At 63.5% G+C, this 12365-nt stretch carries 12 protein-coding genes; 7 read left to right on the forward strand and 5 right to left on the reverse strand.

Annotated elements, in window-relative coordinates; all coding sequences use genetic code 11:
• The first annotated feature begins 6 nt into the window (after positions 1 to 6).
• Positions 7 to 606 carry a superoxide dismutase gene (locus GBB14_RS06745; protein ID WP_192796130.1) on the forward strand — a complete coding sequence of 200 codons (600 nt, stop codon included), beginning with the start codon at positions 7 to 9 and terminating at the stop codon, positions 604 to 606.
• Positions 607 to 732: 126 nt separating this feature from the next.
• Here GBB14_RS06745 and GBB14_RS06750 read toward each other — a convergent pair whose 3' ends face one another.
• Together GBB14_RS06750 and GBB14_RS06755 are read right to left on the reverse strand one after the other, a co-directional pair.
• Complete coding sequence (locus GBB14_RS06750) at positions 733 to 1596, reverse strand: GDSL-type esterase/lipase family protein (protein WP_192796129.1); 864 nt, start codon at positions 1594 to 1596, stop codon at positions 733 to 735.
• A gap of 166 nt (positions 1597 to 1762) precedes the next feature.
• The gene (locus GBB14_RS06755; protein WP_151529063.1) at positions 1763 to 3028 is read right to left on the reverse strand and encodes an aspartate kinase; all 1266 of its coding nucleotides are present in this window, start codon (positions 3026 to 3028) and stop codon (positions 1763 to 1765) included.
• 225 nt (positions 3029 to 3253) lie between these two features.
• Between GBB14_RS06755 and GBB14_RS06760 the strand changes: the two genes are divergently transcribed.
• The 6 genes from GBB14_RS06760 (at position 3254) to GBB14_RS06785 (ending at position 10958) form a co-directional block, all read left to right on the forward strand.
• Entirely contained in the window at positions 3254 to 4093 is an 840-nt protein-coding gene (locus GBB14_RS06760) for a DMT family transporter (protein WP_151529064.1), read from the forward strand.
• A 292-nt stretch (positions 4094 to 4385) separates the two neighbouring features.
• Positions 4386 to 6203 carry a 2-isopropylmalate synthase gene (leuA, locus tag GBB14_RS06765; RefSeq protein WP_151529065.1) on the forward strand — a complete coding sequence of 606 codons (1818 nt, stop codon included), beginning with the start codon at positions 4386 to 4388 and terminating at the stop codon, positions 6201 to 6203.
• A gap of 226 nt (positions 6204 to 6429) precedes the next feature.
• The gene (locus tag GBB14_RS06770) at positions 6430 to 7707 is read left to right on the forward strand and encodes an Nramp family divalent metal transporter (protein ID WP_151529066.1); all 1278 of its coding nucleotides are present in this window, start codon (positions 6430 to 6432) and stop codon (positions 7705 to 7707) included.
• 68 nt (positions 7708 to 7775) lie between these two features.
• The gene (locus GBB14_RS06775; protein ID WP_151529067.1) at positions 7776 to 8825 is read left to right on the forward strand and encodes a DNA polymerase III subunit epsilon; all 1050 of its coding nucleotides are present in this window, start codon (positions 7776 to 7778) and stop codon (positions 8823 to 8825) included.
• Positions 8826 to 8912: 87 nt separating this feature from the next.
• Positions 8913 to 10205, forward strand: a complete 1293-nt coding sequence (locus GBB14_RS06780; RefSeq protein ID WP_151529068.1) for a MurT ligase domain-containing protein — start codon at positions 8913 to 8915, stop codon at positions 10203 to 10205.
• Positions 10206 to 10958, forward strand: a complete 753-nt coding sequence (locus GBB14_RS06785; RefSeq protein ID WP_151529069.1) for a type 1 glutamine amidotransferase — start codon at positions 10206 to 10208, stop codon at positions 10956 to 10958.
• A 21-nt stretch (positions 10959 to 10979) separates the two neighbouring features.
• Here the strand turns inward: GBB14_RS06785 and recR are convergent, their stop codons facing one another.
• The 3 genes from recR to GBB14_RS06800 form a co-directional block, all read right to left on the reverse strand.
• Positions 10980 to 11606 carry a recombination mediator RecR gene (gene recR, locus GBB14_RS06790; RefSeq protein WP_151529070.1) on the reverse strand — a complete coding sequence of 209 codons (627 nt, stop codon included), beginning with the start codon at positions 11604 to 11606 and terminating at the stop codon, positions 10980 to 10982.
• A 184-nt stretch (positions 11607 to 11790) separates the two neighbouring features.
• Positions 11791 to 12120: a YbaB/EbfC family nucleoid-associated protein gene (locus tag GBB14_RS06795; protein WP_151529071.1), complete on the reverse strand. Its 330-nt coding sequence runs from the start codon at positions 12118 to 12120 to the stop codon at positions 11791 to 11793.
• A 53-nt stretch (positions 12121 to 12173) separates the two neighbouring features.
• On the reverse strand, positions 12174 to 12365 hold a 192-nt coding region (locus tag GBB14_RS06800), incomplete at its 5' end, for a hypothetical protein (RefSeq protein ID WP_151529072.1).

Genomic DNA, 12365 nt, shown 5'->3' on the forward strand with positions numbered 1-12365 from the left:
TTTATCATGACTTACACCCTTCCCGAACTGGATTACTCCTACGATGCCCTCGAGCCGCACATCGCTGCCGAGATTATGGAGCTGCACCACTCCAAGCACCACGCCAACTACGTTAAGGGCGCTAATACTGCCCTCGAGAAGCTGGCAGCTGCTCGTGAGAACGGCGAGATTTCTGCCGTGGTTACCGCCCTGTCCAAGGACCTCGCTTTCAACTTGGGTGGCCACACCAACCACTCCATTTTCTGGAAGAACCTCTCCCCCAACGGTGGCGGCGAGCCCACCGGCGAGCTGGCTGAGGCCATCAACGCCGAGTTCGGCTCCTTCGAGAACTTCAAGTCTCACTTCTCCGCAGCCGCTCTGGGCCTGCAGGGCTCCGGCTGGGCAGTTCTCGGCTATGACCACATCGGTGAGCGCCTCGTGGTTGAGCAGATCACCGACCAGCAGGGCAACATCTCCGCTAACCTGACCCCGCTGCTCATGCTGGACATGTGGGAGCACGCCTTCTACCTCCAGTACAAGAACGTCAAGGCTGACTACGTTGAGGCCGTGTGGAACGTCTTCAACTGGGATGACGTTGCCGAGCGCTACGCCAAGGCAGCCAACTAAGGCCCATCACGCCTGCTAGTTCGTGGCCTCACCCTCAGTGGGTGGGGCCACGTTCTGCGTTGTGTGGCATGAAAAAACTGCACGCCCAGTCGAGGCGTGCAGTACTAAGGCTATGAAGCCGAGAACCTATCGCAGGGCGGCGGCGATGCGCTGCGCCACGTAGCGGGAACCTGCCTCGCTGGGGTGCAGGCCCATGTTGTAGTTCGGGGTGGTGGTGTCGATGCTGCCGGAAACCCAGCGCTGCATATCGGGCACGCAGGTGTGGTGGGCGGCGGAACCGGCCTTGATGTCCACGAAGGTGGCGCCGGTCTGGCGGGCCGCCACCATCTGGTTATCGCGGTTCCAGTTCTCCACATCGCGCAACAGCGGTACCGGCACGCCCATCGGGGCGTTGGGAACCACGTTCAGTGCGCAAAGCATGCCCGAGGTGGGCTCGGTGACCTGCAGCATGCCCGGAATGATGATCTGGATGCGCGGGGAAACACGACGAATCTGATTCACGGCGTCATGAATATCCTTCAGGTAGGCATTGTGCACGGCCTGGTTATCGAGGATATTGACGCCATCGCGCACACCGAAGCCACCGTAGTTATTCATACCCGCGGCCAACACCACGGCGCGCGTGCCGGGGTGAATATCGCCGGCCTGGATGGCGCGGGTGACGCGCTGGGTGGCCACACGCGAGGTCTCGGCGACACAGGACCAGTCAGAGATCGGTGCCTTGGCGATCTGGCCGAGCAGGCGCGGCGCATTATTCGGGGCCTGCAGGCAGCCTTCGCGGGAGGGATAGTCGTTGTACACCTGCGGGTTCATCCCGCGCATGGCGTTGAGGATCTGATCCGGGTTCGCGGAGTAGGAATCACCAAAGTAGGCGATATTGCCCTGCGGGGCGGCCGCAGCCACTGGGGCAGCGCTCACGCCCACCACCGCGGCGGTGGCGGCGCCCAGCATAGCGGCGGTAAATTTCTTCAGACCTGTCGAGAATCCCACGGTAAATTTTTCCCTTTCATGCGGTTCACCCCAGTTAGGTGCATTCTGCATGAGAATAACCTGAGCACCAGAGAGCCCCAAAAACTTTTAACCCAGCTCACAGAAAAACCGCCCCTGGCAGCGGGTGCCAGGGGCGGTCAGACAGCGAGCGGGCCGCAGATTCTGTTTAACGGCCAGTACCTGCGTAAACGATAGCTTCTTCCTCGCCGCCGAGCTCGAAGCGCTCGTGTAGGGCGCGGGCAGCCTCGGGGAGGTCGGCCTCGCGGACGAGCACCGAGATGCGGATCTCGGAGGTGGAGATGAGCTCGATGTTCACTCCCACATCACGCAGCGCCTCACAGAAGTCGGCGGTGACTCCGGGGTGAGACTTCATGCCTGCGCCCACCAGCGAGACCTTGCCCACTTGGTCATCGTAGAGCACGTTCTCATAGCCGGCACCGGCCTGCATCTTCTTCAGCAGCTCCATGGCGCGGGGGCCATCGGCGCGCGGGCAGGTGAAGGTGATGTCGGTCTTGCCGTCCTCGAGGGAGGAGACATTCTGCAGCACCATATCGATGTTGATCTCTGCATCCGCGATGACACGGAAGATGCGGGCGGACTCGCCCGGCAGATCCGAGATTCCCAACACGGTGATCTTGGCTTCCGAGCTATCGGTTGCCACGCCAGTAAGTATTGCTTCTTCCACGGGAATATCCTCCATTGATCCGTCGACGAGGGTGCCAATGTCACTACTGTAGGACGAACGCACACGCAAGGGCACGTTGAATGCGCGGGCGTATTCGACGCTGCGCAGCACCAAGATCTTCGATCCCACAGCAGCCAATTCGAGCATCTCCTCGAAGGAGATCTTGTCTAGTTTGCGGGCATTGGGCACGATGCGCGGATCGGCGGTGTAGACGCCGTCCACATCCGAGTAGATTTCGCACACATCGGCCTCGAGCGCCGCAGCGAGCGCCACCGCAGTGGTATCGGAACCGCCACGGCCCAAGGTGGTGACATCGCGGGTTTCCTTATTCACACCCTGGAAGCCGGCAACTAGGCAGATCTTGCCCTGGCTGAGGGCCTCCTGCACGCGCCCCGGGGTGACCTCGATGATGCGGGCATTGCCGTGCCGCTCCGTGGTGAGCACACCCGCCTGGGAGCCGGTGAAGGACTGGGCCTTCGCACCGAAGCTCTCAATGGCCATGGCCACCAGCGCATTGGAGATACGCTCCCCGGCGGTGAGTAGCATGTCCATCTCGCGGGCCGGCGGAACCGGATTGACCTGCGCCGCCAAATCGAGGAACTCATCGGTGGTATCACCCATGGCGGAGCACACCACCACCACATCGTGGCCCTGCTTCTTGGTGGCCACAATACGTTCAGCAACGCTGCGGATACGCTCCGCACTCTCGAGAGATGATCCACCATATTTCTGCACAATAAGTGCCACAGGTGCCGTCCTTTCCTTGGCATGAGGCCCCGCACCGTCTCTACCGTGGGTCCGCGAGGCAATTTCTGCCGAAGTATTGGTTTTCCGCACTCATCGTACATGGCGCCCACTGCAGGACACTATCGAGTTCACATTCACCCCCAGGGTGAGGATCGCACCACGCCAGCACCGCCACCCCGCGCGCCGCCACGGCTGCGCGCCACCCCTAGCGATACTCTAAGTGCTGTGCCTAATACCCTGCTTGCCATTCTTTTTGCCACTGCCTCTGCGCTGACGATCGCGTGGGGCACGGTTGTGCGGCACAATATCGCACTCGAGGCACCCGAGGGCCGGTCCATCGCCACGGCCATGCGCCGCCCCTTATGGTGGGCGGGCTCTTTTTCTGCGCTCGGCGCCTATGGCCTGCAGGTTGTGGCCCTCGGCTTCGGCACTCTGCTCGTGGTGCAGCCCATCTTGGTGCTCTCCCTCATGTTCACCCTGCCGTTGTCGGCCTACTACGACAAGCACCGGCTCACCTTCGCCGAAATGCTGTGGGCGGGCGTGCTCACCGTCTCCGTATCGGTGCTGGTGCTTCTGGGCCGCCCCGCCTCGGGCACCCCTGATCCATCGCTGCACCGCTGGCTGCTGGCCCTTGGTATCGGCGTGGTCGTTCTCGTCGGCCTCGACCGCTGGGCGCAACGCCAGATCCGCCGCGAAAAGGCGCTGCTGCTCGGCATCGTCACCGGCGCCGTGTTCGGCTATGTGGCGGTGCTATCCAAGGCCATCGCCGATATCTTCGTCCACAAAGGCGGGTTCTTCGGCATCCTCACCTCGTGGGAGCTCTATGCGCTGATCGCCTGCGCCACCATCGGCACCTTGGTGCAGCAGGTCTCCTTTAATGCCGGCGCGCTCAAAAACTCCCTGCCGGCCATGAAGGTCGCCGAGCCCATCGTGGCCTTCATCTTGGGCTATACGGTGTTAAGCGAATCCTTCCAGGCCACCGGGTGGCAATGGGCGTGGATGGCCCTCGCACTGCTGGCCATGATTGGCTCCACCTTCCAGCTATCGCGGCTGGGAATCGACTAGTGGGCATCGCCCGTGCCAGCGGGCTGAGGCGCCGGCGAGTGGGCGTCGATAAGCGCGCATAGGCCCCCGATAGGGGGAACGCTGAACTGGATTTTCCCAAAGGATGGAACGTCGGTGCCCGAAACCCGCGATGGATACGGTAATGTGCCTCACATGATTCGCGGTAGTCAGGGATTCCTCCTCCTTAGTCGCCGCGGCGGGTGTTAGCGCTTAATTGTTCGTTGGCCGCCCCGTCGCGGAGTTTCTGGCGCGGCCAACATCCCCACACTGAACTAAGAAAGCACCCATAGTTATGTCGATGAACGACACTTTCATCTCCGCCCCCACTGAAATCACCACCCCGAACGGCCCGCGTCGCGAGGGGCAGCCGGCATGGAATAAGCAGCGCAACTCCAGCATGCCGAGCACGCGCTACCAGCCCTATCACGTGGAAGTCGAGGACTTCTCGCTGCCGGATCGCACCTGGCCGGACAAGAAGATGACGGTGGCCCCGCAGTGGTGCGCCGTGGACCTGCGCGATGGCAACCAGGCCCTGATCGATCCGATGAGCCCGGAACGCAAGCGCCGCATGTTCGACCTGCTGGTGCGCATGGGCTACAAGGAGATCGAGGTGGGCTTCCCCTCGGCTTCCCAAACCGATTTCAACTTTGTGCAGGAGATCATCAAGGAAGACAAGATTCCCGATGATGTGACCATCCAGGTGCTGGTACAGGCCCGTGAGCACCTGATCCGCCGCACCTTCGAGGCCTGCGAGGGCGCGAAGAACGTGATCGTGCACTTCTATAACTCCACCTCCATCCTGCAGCGCGATGTGGTGTTCCGGAAGGATAAGGAGCAGATCAAGAAGCTGGCCACCGACGCCGCTGAGCTGATCCAGACCATCGCCAAGGACTACCCAGAGACCAACTGGCGCTGGGAGTACTCGCCGGAGTCCTATACCGGCACCGAGGTGGCCTATGCCAAGGAAGTCATCGACGCCGTCACCGACGTCATGCAGCCCACCCCAGAGAACCCCATGATCATCAACTTGCCTTCCACGGTGGAGATGATCACCCCCAATGTGTACGCCGACTCGATCGAGTGGATGGACCGCAACCTGAACCGTCGCGATTCCATCATCCTGTCGCTGCACCCGCACAATGACCGCGGCACCGGTGTCGCCACCGCCGAGCTGGGCTTCATGGCGGGCGCCGACCGCATCGAGGGCTGCCTCTTCGGCAACGGCGAGCGCACCGGCAATGTCTGCCTGGTGACCCTGGGCCTAAACCTGATGACCCAGGGCGTCGACCCGCAGATCGACTTCTCCGATATCGCCCACATTCGTCGCACGGTGGAGTACTGCAACCAGCTGCGCGTGCCGGAGCGTCACCCCTATGGCGGCGATCTGGTGTTCACCGCCTTCTCCGGCTCCCACCAGGACGCCGTGAACAAGGGCCTGGACGCCATGGCCGCTAAGCACCGCCCCGGCGCGACCCACACCGATGTGGCCTGGGAGGAACTGCGCGATATCACGTGGGAGGTGCCCTATCTGCCGATCGACCCGAAGGATGTGGGCCGCAACTACGAGGCCGTGATCCGCGTGAACTCGCAGTCCGGCAAGGGTGGCGTCGCCTACATCATGAAGACCGACCACGGCATCAACCTGCCGCGGCCGATGCAGGTGGAGTTCTCCTCCGTGGTGCAGGCCGTGACCGATTCCGAGGGCGGCGAGGTGAACTCGAAGTCCATGTGGGATATTTTCGCCCGCGAGTACCTGGATCGGGTGAGCCCGGTGGAGCAGATCTCGCTGCGCGTGGATAACGCCCAGTCCGATGGCGAGCTCTCGCAGGTGACCGCGAAGCTGGAGATCAACGGCGAGGAAAAGACCGTCTCCGGCCACGGCAATGGCCCCGTGTCCGCCTATGCCAATGCGCTCGAGCAGCTGGACATCAACGTTGAGGTGCTGGATTACTCCCAGCACGCCCGTACCGCCGGCGATGACGCCGAGGCCGCCGCCTTCGTCTACGCCGACGTCAATGGCCAGCAGGTGTGGGGTGTCGGCGTGGCCGGCTCCATCACCTACGCCTCACTGAAGGCCGTGACCTCCGCGATCAACCGCGCCATGGCCTAGCCTCTCGTCCTCCTACTCCCGAGCGCTCCCCGTGGGCCTCGGGAGTATGTGCTGCGCGCTTATCGACGCCACCCTGCTGGCAGCAGCCCCCTCTGCACCACAGCGGATTCCGCCGTGCCACCTGCACTGGGGGCCGCTCACCTGCCGCGATGCACCCCACCACGTCTCCTCCCCTTGCTAGGATTGTGACCCACACCACTCTCCATATCGAGCAAAGGAGGATCACATGTCCCGCGCTGACGCTTGTCCACCCACCACCCAGCCATCCGCAGATGGCCCCAACCCCGACGCCAAGTGGCGTGTGATCGGCCCCGGCCTCGTGGCTGCCGCCACCGGTGTCGGCGCCGGCGATCTTGTTGCCACCATGATTGCCGGGCAAAAATTCGGCTATACCCTCCTCTGGGCGGCCGTGGTGGGCGCGATCATGAAGATTGTGCTCGTCGAAGGCGTGGGCCGTTATTCTCTGTCCACCGGCCACACGATCTATACCGGCTGGCGGCGCATTGGCCGCTGGACCAGCTGGTATTTCGCCCCCTATATCGTGGTGTGGGGGTTCGTCTATGGTGCTGCGGCCATGAGCTCTACGGCGCTGCCGCTGGCCGCGCTCTTTCCCGGCACCACTCTCACCTGGTGGGCGATCGGCACGGGCATTCTCGGGTTCATTCTCACCTGGATAGGCCGCTACGAGTTCTTCGAAAAAATCATCGCCGTGCTGGTGGGTCTCATGTTTCTCACCGTGGTCGGTATTGCCACCCTCTCCCTGCGGCACCTGCCCGAGATCCTCACTGGGCTCGTGCCCCGCATCCCTGAGGGCTCGGGGGTCTACGTGCTCTCCCTCGCCGGTGGCGTCGGCGGCACCATCACCCTGGCCGCCTATGGCTATTGGTGCCGCGAAAAAGGCTGGCGCACTCCCGGCTGGATGAAAGTGATGCGGATCGATAACACCGTCGCCTATGTGGTCACCGGCATCTTCGTGATCGCCATGCTGATCCTCGGCGCCGACCTGCTCTACTCCGCCAATATCGCAGTCGACAACGGTGACAAGGCGCTGCTGGGGCTCTCCGATGTGCTGGCGGAGCGCTATAACCCGACTATCGGCTCGATCTTCCTCATTGGCTTCTGGGCGGCCAGCTTCTCCTCGGTGCTGGGCGTGTGGAATGGCGTGTCCCTGATGTTCGCCGACTACATCGGCCACCTGCGCAAGCTTCCAGAGAACCACCCCTCCACCACCACCGGCGGCAAGTACTACAAGCTCTACACCCTGTGGCTGACCTTCCCGCCCATGGTGCTGCTCTTCCTCGGCCGTCCGGTGGTCCTGGTGCTGCTCTACGGTGTGCTCGGTGCGTTCTTCATGCCCTTTTTGGGCTTTACGTTGCTCATCCTGCTCAATACCGATGCCACCCCGAAGCAATGGCGCAATGGCTGGTTCGCCAACACAATGATGGCCATCATCTCGCTGGCCTTCGTGGCTATCTGCGTAAACCAGATCATGAGTTACTTCTAAAGGCCACCGCCCTGCACCCTGTACCTAGTCCGCGGGGTCGGCGCGGTTGTGGTTTAGCATAGGAATCTATGAATAACGGTAACCATCATCTGAGCCGCGAAGAGCGCAGGGCGCGTCGACAAGCCGAGCTCGAGCGGGCCCCCTTTGTGGTTGCCACGGTCCAGACCTCGGGTATTCACCCCGCGTCGGCGCGGATGGTTGCCATCGATTTGGCCACGTTCACCCCGAGCGGTGAACTCGATGAGCACGTGCACCATGTGCTCAATCCCAAGGCGGATCCGGGACCGCCGCATCTGCACGGGCTGAGCAAAGAGGAGGTGGCGGCGGCCCCCACCTTCGCCGGGGTGGCGAAAAGTATTTGCCGCATGATCGACGGCCGCACCCTCATCACCTTCGATATGACCCTCACCTGGGGTTTCATTGTCTCGGAATCGAAGCGGGCCATCGCCCATAACCGGCGCGCCCACGCCCCGAAGCAGCGGCGGCGGCGCGGCGGCAAGCGCAATCGCTCGAATTTCGGGCATGTGCCTAAGCCGGTGGCCCTCATCGACATGCTCACCACCGTGCGCCGCACCGGCGCCACGATCGAGGACGAGCGACTGCGCGGCGTGGCGCGCCAGTGGGGGCTATTCGACGGCTCCCCGCAGGCAACCCGCGAACGCGCCAGCGTCCCCGAGGCGGAGTTTTCCTTCGAGTCCACCCAGCTCACCTGGGATCTCTATGCGGCAATGGACAATCCTGTGAGCTACCAGGCCGAGGAGTTGAAGGCGGATCGCTGCGGCCTGCAGCGCACGGTGCTGCGCGTGGATGCCGCCCAGGCCGACGCCGCCGCGGAGAACCCCGGGGCGTATCAGCCGGGAGGCTCGCTACAACCCGGCATGGAGGTGGTGCTCACCCCGCAGATCGAGCTGCCCGATACCGAGATCATTCAGGCCGCGCTCGATGCCGGGTTGAGCTACAGCGAGAAGCTGGGCCGCGGCTCCTCGCTGGTGATCTGCAATCACACCCAGGATCTCAAGGGCAAGGCGATGCACGCCCAGCGGAAGAATATTCCGCTCATGGCCGATACCGCTTTCGTGGAGCTGGCCCGCCAGACCGCCAAAGAAGCAGAGAACTAGGCAGCCGGCTGAGCCCAGCGGCACCAAGGCGCGCCTGTGAGCAGGCGTGCCCCTCCCAGCGGCGGTTGAGGCTACAATTTCTTAACCATGAGCATCAACCTTCCTCGGCCTCTCCGCCGTCTGCGCGCCACCCTTGCCACGACGGCAGCTTCAGCAGCCACTGCGGCCTCGCGCGCGACCGGCCGCGGTGCCGGCGGCATGATCGGCGGCCTGGTGGCCAATGCAATCGACCCCACGATCATGACCACCGTGGCGAAGAACCGCCCCACCGTGCTGATCACCGGCACCAATGGCAAGTCCACCACGACCCGCATGACCGCGAACGCCCTGCGCAGCCGCTATACCGTGGCCACCAACGATGGCGGCGACAACATGGACGCGGGCATTATCTCTGCGCTCATGGCCGGCAAGGATGCCAGCCACGTGGTGCTGGAGTGCGATGAGCTGCACGTGCCGAAGGTGGCCGACCGGCTTCACCCCACCGCGCTCATCCTGCTCAACCTCACCCGCGACCAGCTGGACCGGGTCGGCGAGATCAATAAGCTCGAGCGCGCGCTCCGCGCCTGTGTCGAGGCCCATCCCGAGATGACCGTGATCGCCAATTGCGATGACGTGCTGGTCACCTCCGTTGCCTTCGACGCCGAGAACGTGGTGTGGGTTTCTGCCGGCGCCGGCTGGATCGGCGATTCGGTATCCTGCCCGCGCACCGGCTCCCACGTGGTGCACAACGGCGATGATTGGTACGCCACCAAGCCGCTGGCCGATGGCCGCGAGTTCCGCCGCCCCGAGCCGAGCTGGGTGATCGATGATGAGGCGCTGCGCTCCCCGTTGGGCGATACGCCGCTGGATTTGAAGCTGCCGGGCACGGCCAATCGCGGCAATGCCGCCCAGGCCATTGCAGCAGCGGTGAGCTGCTTCGATATCAGCCTCGATGGCGCCCGTGACGCGGTGGAAGAGGTGGATAATGTGGCCGGCCGCTACTCCACTGTCCAGTTCGAGGGCCGTGAGGTGCACATGCTGCTGGCCAAGAACCCGGCCGGCTGGCAGGAGGCGCTGTCCATGCTCGATCGCGAGGCCGAGGGCCATGTGATCGCCGTCAACGGCCAGGTGGCCGATGGCGAGGACCTTTCGTGGCTGTGGGATGTGGTGTTTGAGAATTTCGAGAACCTCCACGTGCACGCCGCCGGCGAACGCGGTACTGACCTTGCGGTCAGGTTGAAGTATGCCTCGATTGATCATGACCTCATCCACGACCCCGTGGAGGCCATTCGCGCCTGCCCGCCCGGCCGGGTGGAGGTGCTGGCCAATTACACGGCTTTCCGTGATCTGAAGAAGGCTCTCGAACGTTCGCTGCAGGCAGCCAAGGAAGGAAACGAGTAAATGACTCTCACTATCGGACTGCTGCTGCCTGATGTGCTCGGCACCTATGGCGACGATGGCAATGCCCTCGTGCTGCGCCAGCGCGCCCGGCTGCGCGGCATCGATGCCGATATCCATCGGATCACCCTGCAGGACGCCATCCCGGATTCCTGCGATCTCTACTGCATGGGCGGTGGCGAGGACGCCGCCCAAGTGTTGGCGGCGGAGCATCTGCGCGCCCACGGCGGCCTTATCCGCGCCGCAGAGAAGAAGACCCCGATCCTGAGTATTTGCGCCGGTTTTCAGGTGCTCGGCGAGTCTTTCCACGCCTCCGGCGGGGTACACGAGGGCTTAGGGCTTATCGACGCCACCACCGCGCAACTACGCACCCGCGCCATCGGTGAAGTGGAGGCCACTCCCTCCACGGTGCTCACCGAGCAGATCTTCGATGCGCAGCGCATCAGCGGCACGGTGAGCCTGCGTCTGAGCGGCTTCGAAAACCACATGGGATCGACCGTGCTGGGGCCGGATGCCCAGCCGCTCTGCTCGATTACTCGCGGTGTCGGCAACACCGATTCCGGGCATGGTGCCGGCTGCGATGGCGCTATCCAGGGCACAGTGATCGCCACCTATATGCACGGCCCCTTCTTGGCCCGTAACCCGCATATCGCGGATCTTCTCTTGGCCCGCGCCATGGGGGTGGAGTTCACCGACCTCGAGCCGCTGGTGCTCGATGAGGTCTCGCAGCTGCGCGAGGAGCGCCTCGAAGACTAGCTGGCCGCGGCTAGACCACCCTTAGAGCCGGTGGCGGCCGGTGAGCGCGCGGGAGAGCGTGAGTTCATCAACGAACTCCAGATCGCCGCCCAGCGGCATGCCGGAGGCGAGCCGCGAGATCACCAGATCCGGAAAATCGCGCAGGAGCCGCGCCAGATACGAGGCGGTGGCTTCGCCCTCGGTATTGGGGTCGGTAGCGAGGATCACCTCGCTGATATCGGGGGCGGGCTCGCCCTCACGGTCCTCGAGAACCCCACCAATGCGCTGCAGCAGCTGTGAGACGGTGAGGTCCTTCGGGCCCACATTATTCAGCGGATCCAGTGCCCCGCCGAGCACGTGATAGCGGCCCTCATACTCCCCGGTGCGTTCGATCACCTGAATGTCTTTGGGTTCTTCCACGACGCAGATCACGCTGGGGTCGCGCTGGGAGTCCGCGCAGATGCGGCACAGCTCATCGCGGGAAACATTGCAGCAAATACGGCAGAAGGTGACCCCGCCGCGCACCGCGCCGAGCGCATTTTGGAGCCGCTCGACATCCTCGGAATCGGTGTTGAGCAGGTGAAAGGAGATCCGCTGCGCGGACTTCGGCCCCACTCCTGGGAGCCGAGAGAGCTCGTCGATGAGATCTTGGAGCGGGCCTTCGAACATGCGGGGTGGGTGTCCTTCGTGTGCCGGTCTATTCCCGCCATTGCGCGGGTCAACCTCGGTCGTGGGGTGGGGAGCTCAACGGTGTGGCGGGGACGCCACAGGCCGCTATCGCTGCTGGGAGTGTACACACAAACACCCCGCACGGGGCGGGGCGCTGAATGTGACCAGACGTCTCGGTCAGGTTTTAGCCGAGCATACCGTCCAGGTCGCCACCGAAGCCAGCGTTTTGCAGCGGGCCCATCTTTTCCTCGGCCACATCGGAGATGCGCTTGTGGGCATCCTCCAGGGCGCCGAGCACGAGATCCTGCAGGGTGTCAACATCCTCCGGATCGACAACCTTCGGGTCGATCTCGACGCCGGTGATGTGGCCGGCACCGTTCATGGTGGCCTTGACCAAACCATTGCCGGCCTCGCCAACGACCTCGGTGGCCATAATTTCCTGCTGGGCCTGCTGCAGCTGCTCCTGCATCTGCTGGGCCTGGGCGAGAATCTGCTGCATATCGGGCTGAGTCATGGTTGTTGCCTTTCTTAGGGGGTATCTTTATCGCCCCAACGAGTGTAGACGTTTTATACCAGCTTCGCTCCCAGCTGCTCCTGCAACAGCTCGATCGCCACGGTGCGCTGGTCACGCCTATCGGCGCTGCCCTCGCCCTCCGCGGCCTCGCGGGCGAAGGACTCTTCCACATCCTCCGGGCTTTCCTCCACCGGCTGGGGCGGGGTGGGCGCAGGCGGTGGAGGAAAGCCCGGAGGATGTGGAAG

The organism is Corynebacterium sp. 51B (genome assembly GCF_008930785.1).
Classification (GTDB): Bacteria; Actinomycetota; Actinomycetes; order Mycobacteriales; family Mycobacteriaceae; genus Corynebacterium; species Corynebacterium megadyptis.